General features: G+C 58.1%; 11 protein-coding genes. 3 read left to right on the top strand and 8 right to left on the bottom strand.

Features of this window, described 5'->3' with window-relative positions; genetic code table 11:
- Positions 1-228: 228 nt before the first annotated feature.
- From HNQ38_RS10180 to HNQ38_RS10190, 3 genes are all read right to left on the bottom strand, one after another.
- Entirely contained in the window at positions 229-3,675 is a 3,447-nt protein-coding gene (locus HNQ38_RS10180) for a UvrD-helicase domain-containing protein (protein WP_183720242.1), read from the bottom strand.
- Between the two features lie 13 nt (positions 3,676-3,688).
- Positions 3,689-4,738 carry a tRNA1(Val) (adenine(37)-N6)-methyltransferase gene (locus tag HNQ38_RS10185; RefSeq protein ID WP_183720245.1) on the bottom strand — a complete coding sequence of 350 codons (1,050 nt, stop codon included), beginning with the start codon at positions 4,736-4,738 and terminating at the stop codon, positions 3,689-3,691.
- Between the two features lie 370 nt (positions 4,739-5,108).
- A complete protein-coding gene (locus tag HNQ38_RS10190; RefSeq protein WP_183720248.1) occupies positions 5,109-5,492 on the bottom strand; it encodes a winged helix-turn-helix transcriptional regulator in 384 nt (127 codons plus the stop codon).
- 207 nt (positions 5,493-5,699) lie between these two features.
- On the opposite strand from HNQ38_RS10190, the gene HNQ38_RS10195 reads away from it, so the two are divergent.
- Positions 5,700-6,170 (top strand): nuclear transport factor 2 family protein, encoded by a 471-nt coding sequence (locus HNQ38_RS10195; RefSeq protein WP_183720251.1) that lies wholly within the window; start codon positions 5,700-5,702, stop codon positions 6,168-6,170.
- A gap of 13 nt (positions 6,171-6,183) precedes the next feature.
- Complete coding sequence (locus HNQ38_RS10200) at positions 6,184-6,834, top strand: NAD(P)-dependent oxidoreductase (protein WP_183720254.1); 651 nt, start codon at positions 6,184-6,186, stop codon at positions 6,832-6,834.
- Positions 6,835-7,177: 343 nt separating this feature from the next.
- Here the strand turns inward: HNQ38_RS10200 and HNQ38_RS10205 are convergent, their stop codons facing one another.
- Positions 7,178-9,427 carry a peptidase U32 family protein gene (locus tag HNQ38_RS10205; RefSeq protein WP_183720257.1) on the bottom strand — a complete coding sequence of 750 codons (2,250 nt, stop codon included), beginning with the start codon at positions 9,425-9,427 and terminating at the stop codon, positions 7,178-7,180.
- A complete protein-coding gene (locus HNQ38_RS10210; RefSeq protein ID WP_183720260.1) occupies positions 9,424-10,440 on the bottom strand; it encodes an NAD-dependent epimerase in 1,017 nt (338 codons plus the stop codon). The genes HNQ38_RS10205 and HNQ38_RS10210 overlap by 4 nt, the downstream gene beginning before the upstream one ends.
- 162 nt (positions 10,441-10,602) lie before the next feature.
- Here HNQ38_RS10210 and HNQ38_RS10215 point away from each other — a divergent pair, with 162 nt between their 5' ends.
- Positions 10,603-11,619 (top strand): hypothetical protein, encoded by a 1,017-nt coding sequence (locus tag HNQ38_RS10215; protein ID WP_246388104.1) that lies wholly within the window; start codon positions 10,603-10,605, stop codon positions 11,617-11,619.
- 1,536 nt (positions 11,620-13,155) lie between these two features.
- Here HNQ38_RS10215 and HNQ38_RS10220 read toward each other — a convergent pair.
- The 3 genes from HNQ38_RS10220 to HNQ38_RS10240 all read right to left on the bottom strand — a co-directional run bounded on the left by HNQ38_RS10220 (position 13,156) and on the right by HNQ38_RS10240 (position 16,670).
- Complete coding sequence (locus tag HNQ38_RS10220; protein WP_183720263.1) at positions 13,156-13,836, bottom strand: precorrin-8X methylmutase; 681 nt, start codon at positions 13,834-13,836, stop codon at positions 13,156-13,158.
- Positions 13,837-13,874: 38 nt separating this feature from the next.
- A complete protein-coding gene (locus tag HNQ38_RS14230) occupies positions 13,875-16,097 on the bottom strand; it encodes a nucleotide-binding protein (protein WP_246388105.1) in 2,223 nt (740 codons plus the stop codon).
- A gap of 336 nt (positions 16,098-16,433) precedes the next feature.
- Positions 16,434-16,670 (bottom strand): hypothetical protein, encoded by a 237-nt coding sequence (locus HNQ38_RS10240; RefSeq protein WP_183720266.1) that lies wholly within the window; start codon positions 16,668-16,670, stop codon positions 16,434-16,436.
- Position 16,671 lies beyond the last annotated feature (1 nt).

Here is a 16,671-nt window from a genome sequence, read left to right on the forward strand (position 1 = left end):
ATTACGTAGCTATGAACAAATACGGATATGGCAAAAGTGACTGAATTCCGACACCCCTCGCGTGAAGGTTTCCGCGTCACTTGGGGGAACCTTGTTGGGGCACGAGGTACAAAGTGCCGCAAGTAAAAAACTGAATATTGCAAGGGAACAACGCGCTGTAATACAACAACCAGCTAATCAGTCTTTCTACACGCTATACCTTCGTCCACGACTTGCACTCCGTGCCAACTACTCTTCGTTTTCAGGGCTGCCCAAAAGGGAAAGGTTGCTCACCTGCGTGTGTTTATGTGGAGTAAGGGCGCTCTGGCGGCAGAATTGACGAATTTGTTCAAGAAACGGCGAAGCATCAAGCGCGAGGCTCTTGCCATACAAGGTGCGGCGGGCACTGTGGCTGACAAAAAGCGCGCGCGCGGCCCGTGTAAGGGCAACGTAGAGCAGCCGGCGTTCTTCGTCTTCTTCGTGCGCCGGGGAATTCACGCCCGAGGCTGGCGTCTGGCCTGCACCAAATGTCGTGCCAGAAGTTGTGCCGGGGGTTTCGCCATGTGTCATGCCGGAGGTCGCGCTAGGAGTTGTGCCGGGTGCTTCCCCTCCGAAAATACGCTCTCTACGCAGAGGTAGAAGTCCGTCCTCAAGCCCCGGAAGAAATACAGCCTGAAACTCAAGCCCCTTGGAGGCATGCATGGTCATGATTTGCACATGTTCTGCCTTGCCGCGAACCATTTCCGCTTCCTGAAGCCAGCCAAGGTGGGCCAGAAATTCCGGCCAGTTGCCAAAGGTTTTCCAGGTGCGCTTCAATTCCCGCCACGCCTTGCCAGCCAGCATGGGTTCGCCTGCCCACGGCGACTGCACAAGCCATTTTTCCATCATTTCAGGAGAGGGCAGGGGCGCGTCTGAGGCAAAAAGACTGTCCCCAGAAGCCATCGCATCAAAAGACTGCGTTTGTGGCTGTGTAACACTGCCTGCAAGGCTTTGAGCCAGCTGCGCAAAGCCGCAATGGTTAGCAGCCAGAGCCAGCAGCCGCGCGCAACCTGCATCCTGCCAAAAAGCGTCCTCCGCAGGGGCTGCGCAGGGAATGCCCGCCTGCTCAAGGGCGGCGCGCATTGGCGCTATTTGCGCCCGAAGGCGAACAAGAACTGCGATGTCGCCAGGAGCAAGCGTGCCGTCCAGCTCATGCGCTTCAGCGCTGCTCAAATGCTGGTCAAGCAAAGTGTGCGCCGTTGCGCCCAACAAAGCCTGAACACGGCGGGTAATCCACCGCAGTTCGGCCTGCTGGTCCGGGGCTGAAAAAAGACGCAGTTGGGCGCTAAGGTGTCGTGCCGCCGTAAGCGGCCCGCACTGCCCCTTATGGCGCAGCAGGCTGCGTGCCATATTGAGCACTTCCTGACTGGAGCGAAAACTGCGGCCAAGTCGGTACACCGTCAGATCAGGCCAGATACCACGCAGGCTGTCCTCGCTTTGGCCGGATACGCCACGAAAGCCATAAATGGCCTGATCGGGGTCGCCGATGCCGAAAAATCCTCTGCCGTCGGCAGGCAAAAGCTTACGGACTATTTCAAGCTGTACTGGCGAAAGGTCCTGAATTTCATCCACAAGCACATGCTGCGGCAATAGTTCCGGAGACAGAGTTTTCAGGTGCTCAAGCCACCAATCCAGCAAGTCAGCGTAGTCCACATACTGAGGGCCAGAAGAATTGGCTTTGTGCGCGGCATAGCGAGAGGCAGCCTCGGCAAGCGGCTGATCAGCCCATGCGCGCTGGCATTCGCGGGCAAGGGCAAGCTGACGCCAGAGTTCACCTGCCTGCCGGGCTTCCAACTGCGGGTTAGCGGCTTTGAAAAACTGCTGCGCCGCGTCATCGCCAAGCAGCATGCACTCCTTGCCCTGAGCCTGCATAGACTCGCGCATGCGGCTCCAGGCAATGCCGTGCAGAGTGTCGCAGCATGGCAAGCTTGTTTGCATATGGGGCATGGCAAGGGCTAGGCGTTGGCGCATCTCGTTGGCAGCACGCCGTGTAAAGGTTACCGCCAAAAGCTTGCCGGGCGCTATTCTCTGACTGAGCAGGTGCTGCATGCGGCCAATAAGCACGCGGGTTTTGCCCGCACCGGGGCCAGCTTGCACAAGCACAGGACCGGGGCCAGCCATAAGGGCGGCCTGCTGTTCTTCGCTAAATGCGCTTGTGGCCTGATCAGACGATTGCTCTTTAGCAACGGTCTGGCTCTGTGAAGGTCTTTCCTTCATGAGGTCCAGCAAATTTACAGAGGACGCGTTTTGACGGCGTACCTTTACCGTTGTCCCTGATCCAGCCGGGGCTGTTTCCGCCTGGGCAGCCTTGCGTGGTCTGCCCGGCTTCAAGCCCGGCAGGGAGCCACGGCCAGCGCCGCGGATGTCCGCCAGCTCTTCGGGTGTAAAGACCTTTACCACGCCGTATTCGCCGTCATAGCCGCCCTGGCGAAAAACCTGACCGCGCCGCATGCGGGCCACGGCCTCGCCCAATGGCTCCCAATGGGCGCGCACTTCGGCTTCGGGCATACGGCAGAGAATATCGAGTTCCGGCCCAAGTTCGCGCAGCAGCTTGCCGTATCTGTCCTGCACCTTGCGGGAGGCAACGCCTGCACCGACGATTTCGCCCACAACCTCTGCAAGGGGAATAAGAGGACGCGCTTCGGGCTCTAGAGGCAAATCAGCAGGTTCCTCCCTGTCGGCCAGTTCCCAAACGCGGTGCAGCACGCCCACTGTAAGCGGCTTGCCGCAAACAGGGCAGATGTTGCCAAGCTCGCGCGATTCGCGGGGTTCCAGCACCACGTTGCAGGCACGGTGGCCGTCGAGGTGGTATTTGCCCTCGTCTGGGTAGAATTCCATAGTGCCAAGAAAACGGCAGTCCAGACTGTCCTGCGGCTGACGCCGCGCCGCCGCGCGCAGGGCCGCGAACATGCCTGCGTAGGAAGGGTTGCCCGCAAACAGATTGGCCTCGCGCCCGAGGTTGGCCCCCGAATGGGCGTCGGAATTGGATATGAGGGCATAGCCGTCGAGCTGGCTCACCAGCCGGTTCATGGCCGGGTCGGATGAGAGGCCCGTTTCAAGGGCGAAAATGTGTTCAGAAAGGTCGGCGTAGCAGTCTGTTAAACGGTCAAAGCCAGACTTGGAACCAAAGAGTGCAAACCAGGGCGTCCATACATGGGCCGGAATCATAACGGCGTCTTCCGTGCATTCCAGCATGATTTCAAGCAAGTCACGCGAATCCAGGCCGAGGATGGGCCGGCCGTCGGAATGCAGGTTGCCGATCTGTTCAAGGCGTTGGGAAAGCTTTGCCGCGTCTTCCAGCGTGCGCACATAGATGAGATTGTGTACCTTGCGCACCTTGCCGTGGCGTTTGTAAATGGAGCTTATTTCCGCCTGAAGCATAAACAGCGGGCCTTGCGCGTCACCATCCCGCATTTTTTCGCCAGACATGACGTCAAGCTGCTCCGGCTCGCCTTTGAGGCGGTACAGGCCGCTGGCTTCATCAAACTCAAGCTGTTCGCCAAGTTCGGCCCGCCATTGCGGATGCGTAAAATCGCCCGTACCCAGAACGCTTATGCCCTTGCAACGCGCCCATGCGGCAAGATGGCGGGCGTTCAGCGCCTTGCTGGTAGCGCGGGAAAAGCGGGAGTGAATGTGCAGGTCGGCAATAAAGTTCATATGCGGCTCGTTGTCATAGTGCAGTAAAAGCATTGTCGGCAGTGGTGGCAGTGACGGAAGACGGCGCGGGGCCAAGCCAGGAACAAAAGGTCAGGGCCTCGGCAGACCAGGACGGCCCGGCACGGTGTGTGACATCTGACATGCCAGCCGCGCCCGTAGATTTCGGCGCTCCCGGCGCGTCCTGTGTGCCCGGCGTGGCTGAACTGTCTGGTACATCATGCAGAATCAGCGGCGTTTCCAGCACAGTGTCGTGGGCGGTGTTTTTGCGGGCCTCCACAAGCACGCGCAAGGCAGGTTCACCTTTGCGGGGCTGCACTGGCAGAATACGTCTGACGCCAAGCCCGGCGGCATTCAGGGCCACGCACAGGCGCGGCAGGGCCGGGGCGTCATATATACAGAAAAAACGGCCCTGGTGGCGCAGCAGCGTGGCCGCAGCCCGACAAAAGGTATCCAACGCTATTTTATCCCCATCAGTGGCGCAGACGTCACGCAGGGCGTGTTCACGCATGCTCTTGCCGGAAGGGCGGCCTTTCCTGTTGTAAGGGGGATTGGCCATAACCATGTCCAGCCTGTTGCAGGCAGGTTGCACCAAATTTTGTTGTAGTTCCGTATCCGCATCCGCATTGTGGCGGGGCGAGCTGTCGGCACATGGCTGTGTAGGGCCTGAAGGTTGAGCGGGAACACACAAGGCTGACAACGCCGTTTTATCCGCAAGGTCAAGGCCGACAAAATGCAGTTGGTCTGACAAGCCAAAAAGAGCCGCGTTGTTCAGAGCAGCCTGAACAAGCGGTTTTTCGCGCTCCAGCCCCAGGCCAAATATATACGGGCAGCGCATGGCAAGGCCCAGCAGGGCGGCTCCGCAACCGCATCCCAGTTCGGCCACTACAAGGGGAGTTCCGTTTACCGTGCCAGGAGTTTGCTTTTTCGGCGGCAGGTAGCGCGCGGCAAAGGCGGCCAGCAAAAGAGCGTCCGCGCCGAAGCGCAAACTGCCTTCCGGCTGTTCCAGACCGCGTGGAAAGTGCGATCGCGCCTTGATGATATGCTGTGGCAGGCTATTCTGCATTATAACATATGCCCGGTTGTAGGGGCCATTTGCGGGTCAGAGCAGCAAGGTTCATTTTGCTGTGAAATAGCGGAGCATGCGCCATAAATTTAGAAGATACGCATTTTGAAAGACACTTTGACCCAGTTTGTTTTAACTTGAAATAATACAATAAGATTTTATAATTTAGTAAGATAGGCTTGTTAGTTACAGGGGCAGACTGTTTGAAACGGTGTTGCCCAACCATCTCACCTTATACTTAGAAAGGAGCAGCGTAAACCAGCCGCCACGCCGAGGCATCGCCGAGCTTGCACCGGTATGCCTCCGTCAAAAATCCCCCCAAGGGTTTTGGCGGTTCAATGCGGCGAGAGTTATGACCGCCGCATGGTCATCATTTGCCGCTTATGGCGTAGTTCACACGCGCATTACAGATAGCGTGGTGATTGGAGTCCGCCCAGATGATCAGCGTTTGCATGGGCACAAGAAAGGAGCGGCCAAGGTCAGTGAGCTGATATTCCACACGAGGCGGCACTTCAGGATATATTGTGCGCAGGATGAAACCGTCCTGCTCCAGACGCTTCAACGTTCGTGAAAGCATCTGCTTGGATATATCACCTATTTCGCGCGCTAATTCGTTGAACCGCAAGGTTTGAATCTCCAGAGCTTCTAATACCAGCAGGCTCCACTGGTCGCCGATCCGGTCAAGCACGTCCCTTATGGGACAGGGCTGCTCAAATTCAACGCTCTCGTCATGTTGCGCTTTTTCGTTGCTCATATTCATTCCCTTTCGATGGCGCGGTCACAAAACAATGACCTGATGTTATTCCGCTGACTATCTTGCGCGGGGCGGCAGGTTTTGCTAGCTACAATGAAGGTCTATTTTATAGACCATGACTGGAAATAATACCATTGAAATCTGTCAGTGGTAAATCTGCGGAACGCCGTGCGCAAGCCGCCCAAACAATCTGCACTCTGGAGAAACATGATGAAGTTTCTGAAAGTAGTCTTTCTTGCAGGCGCCATTTTTCTGCTGACCCAGGCTGGAACCGCCATCGCCCAAGCGGAGCGTGATTTCAAGGCTGAGGAGAACAATCGCACGCTGGTGCTGGAGTTCTACGACAAGTTTTTCAATAAACACCAGGTGCTCGAAGCCGCGAAGTTTGTTGCAGATGACTATAAACAGCACAACCCTACAGTGCCGGACGGAAAAGAACCTTTTGTTTCCTACTACCTGGATTTTTTCAAGGCGAACCCCCAATCCAGAGTGCGTGTAGTGCGTAGCGCTGTTGATGGTGATATCGTATGGCTGCACGTTCACTCGGTTAATGACGCAAAGGATAGGGGCGAGGCCGTTCTTGATGTTTTTCGTGTGAAGGACGGGGTAATCGTCGAGCATTGGGACATTATCCAGCCGGTTCCGGAAAAAGCGGAGAACAACAATACTATGTTCTAACGAGGGGCAACATATGAAGATAGCGATCATTGGCGCTACGGGCTTTGTGGGAACGGCAATACGTAAAGAAGCCGTTTCACGTGGGCATCAGGTACTGGCTCTGACCCGCAGCCCGCAGAAAATAACTCCGTCCAGCGTCCTTGCCGTGAGGGAGATTGATGTGAACGATAGCGAGGCGCTTGCACAGGCCTTGGCTGGCTATGATGTGGTGGTGCATGCCTTTGCCCCTCCACGTTCAGATTCCGTGCAAGAGCGCATTGCCCGGCAAACACGGGGAACCCAAAGCATCATCAAAGCCGCAAAACAGGCTGGCATTGAGCGGCTGGTGGTGGTGGGCGGCGCGGGAACCGCCGAGGTGGCTCCTGGCGTACCGCTGATGAACAGCTACTTCTTTCCCCCGGAGTATGAGGGTGGGGCGCGGTCAACGGCGGCCATAAAAGAACTGCTTCAGGCCGAAAAAAGTATTGATTGGGTGTTTGTTTCTCCGCCCAATATCCTTGAGGCAGGGGTGCGCACGGGCAACTACCGCACCGGAAAGGATAATTTGGTTATAGAGCTCGCCAGCGGTCGCAGCTACCTGAGTGTGGAGGATTATGCGCTGGCTATGCTGGATGAAATTGAAAATCCCAGGCATCATCGTCAGCGGTTCACTGTGGGAACATAGGTGTATATATTTTGAAAGCAAAAAAGGCCTCTGATTGCAGAGGCTTTTTTTGTTTATCACGCATTGTGCAGAAGGGGCAGTGTTGGAACTATTTCAAAGATACTTTGCCATAATCCAGTTCAGCTCAAAAACTGCTGTACGGGATGCAAAAATTTGAGGGCATGACATATAGCCGCCCTATACGTCATGCCCATCAAATATCATTGGAGCATCTGTTGCTTGCCAGATTAGTCAAATCGGGCCAGATAGTCCGCCGTGCTGCCGGATTTCATCCGATAATCGTCCGGTAGCTGTGCGGCAAGTTACAAATATTTCCCAAGCAATCCCGGAAGCAGGCTTGCTGCTACAGCAGCGAACCATCCCAGTTGAACAGACTTTCACGCTTCATTTCAGGCAAGCTGGCAGGGGGATTTTCCTGCATATGAGCAAAGAAGCCATATCCGGCTGCAACCATTTCCTGCCGTTTGGCAGTGAGGTCCATAGGCCAGCCCGGGTAAATCCAGATGTTGCCGCCGTACTGCCGCGCCCAGAAGGGTTCGCCCATAGGACTCAGGAAAGGCTCGTTGGCCTTGACGCCCAAAAGACCGAAGCGGCTTATGCCCACAGGCCAGAAGCCTGAAATCACCGCGCCGAGGGGCAGGGGGCTCTGTTTGGGCAGGGCAAGCATGTCTCCGCGGGGCAATTCGGGGCTGACAAAGGCTCCGGTAAAGCCCATACGCGCCAATATGCCCAATGCAGGAGCATTGGCGGCATTGCAGAACGGGCCTGCCAGCAGGTCGGAATCTTCATCGAGGCTGTCGGGGAAAAGCCCACGCTGCCACGGCTCGTTACAAACAAAGTGCCGCGCGCCTTCGCGCCAAAGCCTGCCGACACTGCGGCGCATGGCCTCTTCATCACCGGGCCAGATAACGGGAGGCAGCCACCAGCATATGCGCGAAACCATTGTGCGTGAAATATCTGCGCTGCGCGGGGACAACCAAAGAGCCTGCAGCTGGTTTTTTCCGCCGCGCATTTCCTTGCCCTGCGGAATGGTGGACCGAACATACATGTCTGGTCTGGGTCTGGCCTTTACAGGCACAGGCATGCGCGGGTTAGTTTCCACCGCTTTGCTCTGGCGGGTGGGCAGCTGTTCAAGACGAGCCTGCCAGCCTTTGAGAATGCGCATCAGCTCGGGCTCGCGCCTGTCTATAAGAAAGACCGGGGTACCCGCCTTGGGCGTCTTGTGCTTGGGCAGACGGATGCTGAGGCTGCCAGCCTTGGGTATGCGCCGCGTTACGGGCAGGGTGGCGTGCCAGCGTTCGTCTTCAACGCCCACACGCAGGTAGTCCTGGGGCAGCAGTTCAATGTAGGGCTTCAGCACTACGCTGCCGTCCTGCTCGATGCGGATCTTGCCCACCATAAGGCCAGAGTTGGTCTGACCGTCAGGGGTGGTGGGCACGTTGTCCTTTTGCGGCAAAAAGCGTGCGCGCGTAACGGGGCGGCCAAGCGCCATCTGCAAGATTTCTTCGGCGGTCTTGCGTGCTTTGGGATCACCGGGATTGTCACGCAGCATGCGGTAGGCCGTCACCACATGGTAGACGTAGTGGGGGCCTTTCTTGCGGCCTTCGATCTTCCACGAGACAAGGTGGGGGATATCCAGCAGGGTTTTGGCCAGCACGTCCAGCGAAAGATCGAGACAGGAGAACCAGCGGCCGTTGTGCTCTTTGCGGCCCGGCGAGCGCATGGATCCCTGCCTGCCCGACCGGCGGCCCTGTGCAAAAGCGACGGTTTCGTTGCGGCTGCGGCCTGGGCCGTCTCGTCCGTCCCGGCTGTCGCGCCCGTCACGGCCAAAGTTGCCTTTGCGGTCCTTGCGGGCAATATCCATGCGCGACTGTTCGTGGCGGGCACGGTCCATTTCTTCCCGTTCCGCATTGCGAACAAGCGCTTGGGCAGCAGGCCCGCCCTGACGGTAAACCCGGCGGCACGGCTGCACGCAACGCCCACGCAGGCCGCTTTTGCCGCCCATATAGCTGGACCAGTAGCAGCGTCCTGAAACGCAGTAGCACAGCGCGCCGTGGACAAAGAGCTCCAGATCAAGCCCATCGGGACAGGCTTCGCCCATAAGGCGGATTTCATCAATGGAAAGCTCGCGCGGCAGGATAACGCGGTTGGCGCCAAGCTTTTTCGCTTCAATAAGCGCGCCGGGGTGCGTGAGGTTGGCCAGCGTTGAAAGGGACAGGTCGCCTTCAAAGCCTGCCTGACGCGCCAGATCAAGCATGGCAAGATCCTGCACAATAAGGCCGTCCGCGCCTACCTGCGAGGCCAGACGCGAGATAAGACGGTAGGCGGCAGCGGGTTCGTCGGGTTTGACGAGGGTGTTCATGGCCACATAGATGCGGGCGTTTTCCGCATGGGCCAGATCCGCAAGGCGCGAAAGTTCGGTCAGGCCAAAGTTTTCAGCCTGCATACGGGCCGAAAAATGCTTGAGGCCCAGGTATATGGCGTCCGCTCCCGCAGCAAGGGCCGCCAGAAAGGAAGGAGTATCGCCCGCGGGCGCCAGAATTTCGGGCCGGGCCGGAGTGGGAGCGCCAGTAATGATAGGGATGTCGTTCATATTTTGTAATACTCTTTATACCAATCCACAAAGCGGGCAATGCCTTCGCGCAGAGGGGTCGAGGGCGCAAAGCCCGTAAGTGTGGTGAGGTCGTTTATGTCGGCCCAGGTGGCCTGTACGTCGCCGGGCTGCATTGGCAGCATTTCTTTGCGGGCTTTCATGCCCAGGGCGTCTTCAAGAGCGGCGATAAAGTCGTTGAGTTCCACCGTCTGATTGTTGCCGATATTGTATATGCGCCAGGGCGCGGAGCTGGTCGCCGCGTTGGGGGCGGCAGGGTCAAAGGACGGGTCCGGGCCGGGGGCCAGGGGCAGCAGGCGTACAACGCCTTCCACTATGTCGTCAATATAGGTGAAGTCGCGGCGCATGTGTCCCTGATTGAAAACCTTGATGGGTTCGCCGCGTACAATGGCTGTGGTAAAGAGGTGCAGGGCCATGTCTGGCCTGCCCCAGGGGCCGTAGACCGTGAAAAATCGCAGGCCTGTGCAGGGCATGCCGTATAGATGGCTGTAGGCATGGGCCATGAGTTCGTTGCTTTTCTTGGTGGCCGCATAAAGGCTGACAGGGTGGTCGACGTTATGCTGTACCGAATAGGGCTGGGCCGTGTTGAGGCCATATACCGACGACGACGAGGCAAAGAGCAGGTGCCCCACCTTGTTCTGGCGGCAGCCTTCAAGAATATGACCAAAGCCCACGAGGTTGGCGCTGAGGTAGGACTCTGGATTGATAAGACTGTAGCGCACGCCAGCCTGGGCGGCCAGATTGACCACATGGCTGAAACCTTCGCGGGCAAAAAGTGCGGCCATGCCAGGGCCGTCGGCCAGATCAAGGGCTTCAAAGCGAAAGTGTCCGGCCTGCGGCAAGGCGGCCAATTGGGACAGACGGTCTTTTTTTAATTGCACGTCATAGTAATCATTGCAATTGTCTATACCCACAACGCTGTGCCCATCGGCCAGCAGACGCGCAGTCAGATGATATCCAATAAAGCCTGCTGCGCCAGTTACCAGAACGTGCATATGCCACTCCTGAAGTTGTATGCAGGCAAAGTAAGACAGATACCGCCTGTGAGCAAGTGAAGGTCGTACCGCCAATGCTTTTACATTCGGGTACGCTTTATACCGAATGTGGGGCTTGCGGGATGGGCTGCGGCAAAGTATGCTTCGCAACCAGAGGTAAGCATGCAGACAGCCGATAAAAAAGAGCACCAATCAACAGTTTCCAGCGGAGCAAAAAGCAAGGCGGATGCCGGAGCCGCCAAAAGCCGCTCCACAGCCGGCCAGCCCTGGTACGCTGGTCAGCACAAAGATGCCCTTTTGTATCTCATGATAGCCATTTTCTTTGTGGAACTGGTGGTGGGCGGGGTAGCCTTTTTCTACGGCGTCATGCATGCCGCGCCCGAAGTGCCGGGCGGGCCGCCGTTGGCGCGTTTTCCCTGGCTTGTCTGGGCCTTGGCTGCCATTCTTGCCCCTGTGGGGCTGATATTGATAGTTCACCTTGCGGGCACCTGGGTTTCGCACTTTCTTGGGCGTGAGGCCCGCGATGCGGACGGAGTGGGCGGAGCTGCGAGCGCTGCTTCAAGCGATGCCGATCAGGTGCCGGAGCGCCTGCAAAGGTTTTACGCCATTATCCGCAACGCTCCCACGGTTGTTGTGCTGCTGGGCATTCTGCTGCTTGGCGTGGCGCTCTTTTTTGTGGACGGCGCGTTCACGGCGCTTGTGGGCCTTGGGCAGTCCCTTACGCCCTATATCCCCTGGATAGCGGGCAGCGTAGCGGCCATGATAGCCATATGCTACCTTGTACACCGCCTGTTTGTTTACCGCCATCACCGCATGCAGCAGGAATTCGCCTATCGGCGTGAGGTTCTGGAGCGCACGGGCATTGTGCTGGTGGACAAGAACTATATTCCCCTGCCGCAAAGTGAAGAACACCGGCTTGCCTTGGGTGAGGCCCGTGTGGTTGATGCGCAGGCGGCCTTGCCCCCTGTAGTTGATGCGGACGCGCAGGCAACGCCGTCAGCACCAAATGCGGATGGGCCAAGTATGTCCGGGCCGGGCACAAACGGGGCAAACGCGTCTGGAGCTGGCGCATCCGGCGGCGCTGCTGCTGATGAAGAAGAAATAACAGACGCTGTCATCATTACGCCTGAAAGGCCTGCGAACAGGCCGGAAGACGACACGGCGGCTGGAAAGAACTAGCTGGCGCACAAATTTTAGAATAATGCGAAAAGCCGGGTAAAGTGACGTTTTTGAACGTGTGCTTTATCCGGCTTTTTTAATTTCATATTTGTGTTCCTGTGGCGGGGGGGCGTTGTGCCCTGCGGGCACGGAGGCTTTCTCGTTTTTGTTGTTTGGGCCGCCTCGGCGGTGTCGGCACGAGATGAATTTTCTTGTTATTTTAAGGAGAACGAGACTTTTATGTAGGGAGCGTACTCTGATAGTACTCGACTGGAATAAAAGGCGAAGTTCGACGCAGAAAAAATGGGAAAGGCGCTCGTGACGACACTGCCTGCGCGGCAGGCGGCAGAGGGGGCCTGTTAGGGGCTGCCGCCCCTCCGAGGCCCCCTCTGCACTCCCCCCGGACGACCCCGCTAGGGTCTTCGCATCTCTCCACTCCCACGGGATAGCTTCAAGGGCTTTCCATATTCCGTCATTTCGCGAGGGCTGCGCGTCTTTTGCTTCGGGAGCTTCCTCGCTTCGCTCGGTGATCTCCCTGCGCGCCGCGCAATGCCATCGTGCGGTTTAGCGATGTATGTCGGCTTCGGGTCGTCTGGTTGGATTGGGTGATGTGTTGACGTGTAAATTGGTGGCTTGCTCTTTGAAAGGGGAGTGTTGTGCCCTGCGGGCACGGAGGCTTTTTCTTCCTCTAGTCTGGCCGCCTACGCGGCGGCGGCAGAAGGGGCCTGTTAGGGGCTGCCGCCCCTCCGAGGCCCCCTCTGCACTCCCCTTGGACGACCCCGCTGGGCTTTCGTATATCTCCACTTCCTCCAATAAGCCTTCACGGGCCTTCCAAATTCCATCATTTCGCGAGGGCTGCGCGGCTTTCGCTTCGGGAGCTTCTTCGCTTCGCTCGGCGATCTCCCTGCGCGCCGCGCAATGCCATCGTTCGGTTTTGAGCGTAATGGAAATCCTGATGATTTTTAGCCGAGCTGCGGTGAACAGAGATGCACGCTCCCATCGTAAACTCAATTTTCCAAAGGCAGCGATTGCACCTGCATAAGCAATGCGAATGGGGAGGCTACAGTTTCTCAGGCGGAGCGCAGGGTGTTGCCGGGGGCGGCGTTATAAAGAACCGAAGCCGACACGTCGGCGAGGTTCGTGCGTAGCCGCCTCCGAAAGAAGTATTTGTTGGTCGGGGTAGAACAGGGGGTGTTTCGGGGGGGATGCAAGGGGGGCCGAGAAGGGGGCGAAGCCCCATAACCGGCCCCGCCTTGCCGCGCGCCGCGCAGGCGGCAGAACTAAAGAGAAGAAAGCCGTCGTACCGCAGGGTACAAACGGTTTCATAAAGGCGACTCCATTCTTCAATTGCGTCCGCAGGCGTCCCCGCGCACCCGCAGAAATAAAGAGAAGAGAGGCCTCTGTGCCCGCAGTGCACGAATCACCTTGGCAAAATGACATCCCTCTTTTTTCAGCCGGGTGCTGCGCAAACGTCTCCGTGTCTGTCGTCCGGCACCCGCCCAAAACCGACAATGCGAAAATATCCCCTTGGACCGTACCAAACCTCGAAGAGGCTTTTTACAACTTCGCTATGTCTCCTAATCCGCGCTGCTCCAGCGCCAGATCAGCCAAGGCGTTGACGCAGGCCGCCGCCACAGCGGAACCGCCCTTACGTCCCAGCAGGGTAAAGTGCGGCCAGGATGTGCGGTGCAGCAGTTCCTTGGATTGCGCGGCATTAACAAAGCCCACAGGCATGCCCACGATAAGGGCCGGAGGCGGCGCGCCCTGTTCAAGCACGTCCAGCAGGCCAAGCAGAGCCGTGGGGGCGTTGCCGATAACCATAATGTGTCCACTCATTTGCTGGGCAAGCGATTCCAGCCCTGCGCGCGAGCGTGTGGTGCCTCCGGCGCGGGCAAGTTCGTCCAGCCCCGGCAGGGCCATAATGGGCGTAACCGTGACGCCCAGTGGCGTCAGGCGGCGCATGGGCAGCCCGGCTGCGGCCATGCGCGTGTCGGTGTAGACGGTGCAGCCCCGCATAAGAGCAACCACGCCTGCCTCAAGTCCGGCTGCACTCAGACGCAAATCATTGATGATTTCTGTGTCGCCCAATGTGTGAATGCAGCGGCGGGCTACCTGCCAAAGCGGGCCTTCAAAGGGGCGTGGCGAAGGCAGCTCCTCATCTATGATGGCAAAGGAACGGCTTTCGATATCTTGTGGCGTACAGGCTGAATCCAGCTCCACCGGAGTATTGTGCGTCATGTGAACCTCGGCAGGCCGGGGGGAACCCCGGCTTGTGTTTAGGGCAAAGGCGTGGCCATTTTGAGCCAGGCCCGCCAGAAGGTGCGCGAGCCCTCAGGGTAACAATGCAGCCATGTTCCGGCAACAGAGCCACAACGGCAACCCTCTTGCCGCAAAAAAGCGCCCTTGCTGTCGTGCAACTGCCAGAGGCGCGTGCAGTGGGGCGGCAGCGGGCCGTCATCTTCGCGGGCATAGTGAAATTCATGCCCGCGCACCCAAAGAGATTTGGCTGAATGGGATTCGCTGGCTGAAATTTTTTGTATAAGATGGCTGTCCGTTGCCAGGGGGGCCTTTTTGTCGTTGGCCCCCGTAAATTCATCACTTTGCAGGCTATTTTGCTGCACGCCGCCTGCCAACATGTCGCCAGTCAGCATGCCGTCTGTCAGCATACAGCCTGACAGGGTATCGCTCGGCAGCAAGTCATTTTTCAGGTCTGCCCGAATATCGTTGGGCTGTCCCTCATTTGCATGGCTGTGGCCTGCCAGCATGTGATTGGGCTGTATAACGCCTGCCTGTACTTCGTCTGGCAGAGCATACGGAGTCATCGACGGGGCAGGGCGAGCATCGTGCGCGGGCCAGCCGGGCAAGGCAAGAGCGGCACGGTAGCCAAGGGCTGTCCGGCTACGTCCAATGGTGCAGCTTGAGGGCAAAAGTCCGGCCATGTCATATTTCCGGGTTTCTGACGCACCTTCCAGACGCAATGACTGCATGAGGTAGATATAGCCGCCGCACTCGCCGTATATGGGCATATTATTATGTGCCAGTTCCCGCAGAGCCTGTAGCATTAGGGTATTGCCCGCAAGCTCTTCGGCGTGCAGTTCCGGGTAGCCGCCGGGAAAATACAGGGCCGTGCATCCCGAAGGCGGCGCGGCGTCACGTAATGGGGAAAAAGGCACGACATCCGCGCCAAGCTCTGTCAGCAAGGCGGGAAGGTCGGCATAGCAAAAGCTGAAAGCCGCATCCCAGGCCATGCCGACCACAGGGCAGGATTTGCCGCGAGTTTGCTTCATTTGTGCGGGCAAAGTCGGCTGGAGTGGCAGGGCAGAGCTGTCTGCCAGAATTTCTCGGACGCCTAGTGAGGCTGACTGCGTTGCGGTTTTGCGGATAGCCTTTGCGCCCGGCTGGCGTGGCGGAAAAAAACGTGCCGCCAAGGCGTCGCACCACATAGCGTCCTGTGCCGCAACATTCTCTGGTTCAGGATTTAGTCGTGCAGAATCAGTATGTTGTGGCACAGGCGCAGCAGATTTTACAGCCGTCAGCCTTGATGGGGCGGGGGCATCACAGTTTGTCTGATGCGCCGCGCGGGGTGAGACCGTTACGCTGCAAATGTTTTTGTCCTTACTGCCCCTAATATCTCTTCTTTCTTCTGCTTCTTTCCCAACTTCGTTTGTACCCTTGGCCGACGCTGCTTTTGCCTTGGGGGCGGCCACCCCTGCCTGTTTGAGCAGATCGTCCAGGCGGCAATTGTTTTCCAGCCATTGCGCAAGCGCTGCCCTGTCCAGCGCGGGCAAGGCCTCGCGGGCTTCTACAAGGCCAAGATGACGGGATTGCAGTTCGGGGGCGCCCGCACGCGGCAGCAGGGCCATCAGGGGGATATTGTCAGATTTTTCAAGCGGTTTAAGCGCGTCGGAAATGATTTCCGCATGCCGTTGGCTGCCTATATGAGTGCAAACGATACCCAGAAAGCGCGGGGGAGTACTACGGGCGTTCAGCCATTGCGGTTTGTGGCGTAAATAGCCTTCTACCAGCGCAGCCACAGACTGACCAAGCCCGGCTGCGCTGCACACCAGAAGGATGGGCAGGTCGAGCAAGGCCGCCAGTTGGGCAGTGCTGCCAGCCCCACGGTGCCCGCCGTCGTACAGGCCCATTGCGCCTTCGACCAGCAGCATGTGCGGCGCACCGCCAGAGACGCTGCTTGCCGACATACGGTTGAAGACGGTTTGCAGTCCTTGCGGCAGGCGATTGTCGTCTGTAGAGGGCTTTTCCTGTGGATTTGCGGGGAGCTGGCGGCACATCCAGGTATCCAGATTGGCGGCTGGCTGACCTGTGATGGCGGCGTGAAAGGCCGCGTCTATGTAGTCCGGCCCGGTTTTGGCGGCACGAACCGCAAGACCACGGGAAGCCAGCGCGCAAAGAAGGGCCAGGGTGACTGTTGTCTTGCCCGTATTGCTGCCCGTACCGCCAATGACGATGCCGGGGATGCGCGGTTGCTCGGTATGCATAGGGCCTCAGGGGATGTCGCCGGATTTGTCGTTGCATCGGGCGGGGATATGGATGCTGTTGCCGCCGCAAAGGCATGCCGGACACAGGTCGTCATTTTGGAATGGCATGCGGCGTTCAATCTGAGCAGCTTTGCGGCAGTACAATGCCTCATACGGCGCAGTTTTTATGCCTTCATTTGAGGCCAGAGACCCCCAGCGCAGACTGAAATAACAATAAAGGTTTTAGGAGGAGGGGGTGTGGGGAAGGGACCCTTTTGCAAAAGGGGCCCTTCCCCACAAAGCATTTCAACGTGAACTTGACCGCGAACAGCATTGCCTCGCAAAAAGTTCGCGGACTCAGCGTTGCCGCAACGCCTCGGCAATAATGGCGGCGTCTTCTTCTGGACGGGCCTTGAGCCCCAGTTCGGCATGACCGCCTGTGCATACAAAGCCCTGCGGCCCCAGTTCGAGAAATCCGGCGGAGAGCACCTGCCCGTAGGGCAGTTGTTCGCGCATGTCGCCGTGGTCAACGCGGCGTGGAAAAACAAAGGGTACGGCCTGACCGGAAAAGTCTTCAACTATGAGGTATTTCACG

Origin of the sequence: Desulfovibrio intestinalis, from assembly GCF_014202345.1 — a bacterium.
Taxonomy (GTDB): Bacteria; Desulfobacterota; Desulfovibrionia; order Desulfovibrionales; family Desulfovibrionaceae; genus Desulfovibrio; species Desulfovibrio intestinalis.

Excerpts from the sequence above, each read along its gene's own strand:
- HNQ38_RS10180 (WP_183720242.1), bottom strand. The coding sequence starts at position 3,675 with ATGAACTTTATTGCCGACCTGCACATTCACTCCCGCTTTTCCCGCGCT.
- HNQ38_RS10185 (WP_183720245.1), bottom strand. The coding sequence starts at position 4,738 with ATGCAGAATAGCCTGCCACAGCATATCATCAAGGCGCGATCGCACTTT.
- HNQ38_RS10190 (WP_183720248.1), bottom strand. The coding sequence starts at position 5,492 with ATGAGCAACGAAAAAGCGCAACATGACGAGAGCGTTGAATTTGAGCAG.
- HNQ38_RS10195 (WP_183720251.1), top strand. The coding sequence starts at position 5,700 with ATGATGAAGTTTCTGAAAGTAGTCTTTCTTGCAGGCGCCATTTTTCTG.
- HNQ38_RS10200 (WP_183720254.1), top strand. The coding sequence starts at position 6,184 with ATGAAGATAGCGATCATTGGCGCTACGGGCTTTGTGGGAACGGCAATA.
- HNQ38_RS10205 (WP_183720257.1), bottom strand. The coding sequence starts at position 9,427 with ATGAACGACATCCCTATCATTACTGGCGCTCCCACTCCGGCCCGGCCC.
- HNQ38_RS10210 (WP_183720260.1), bottom strand. The coding sequence starts at position 10,440 with ATGCACGTTCTGGTAACTGGCGCAGCAGGCTTTATTGGATATCATCTG.
- HNQ38_RS10215 (WP_246388104.1), top strand. The coding sequence starts at position 10,603 with ATGCAGACAGCCGATAAAAAAGAGCACCAATCAACAGTTTCCAGCGGA.
- HNQ38_RS10220 (WP_183720263.1), bottom strand. The coding sequence starts at position 13,836 with ATGACGCACAATACTCCGGTGGAGCTGGATTCAGCCTGTACGCCACAA.
- HNQ38_RS14230 (WP_246388105.1), bottom strand. The coding sequence starts at position 16,097 with ATGCATACCGAGCAACCGCGCATCCCCGGCATCGTCATTGGCGGTACG.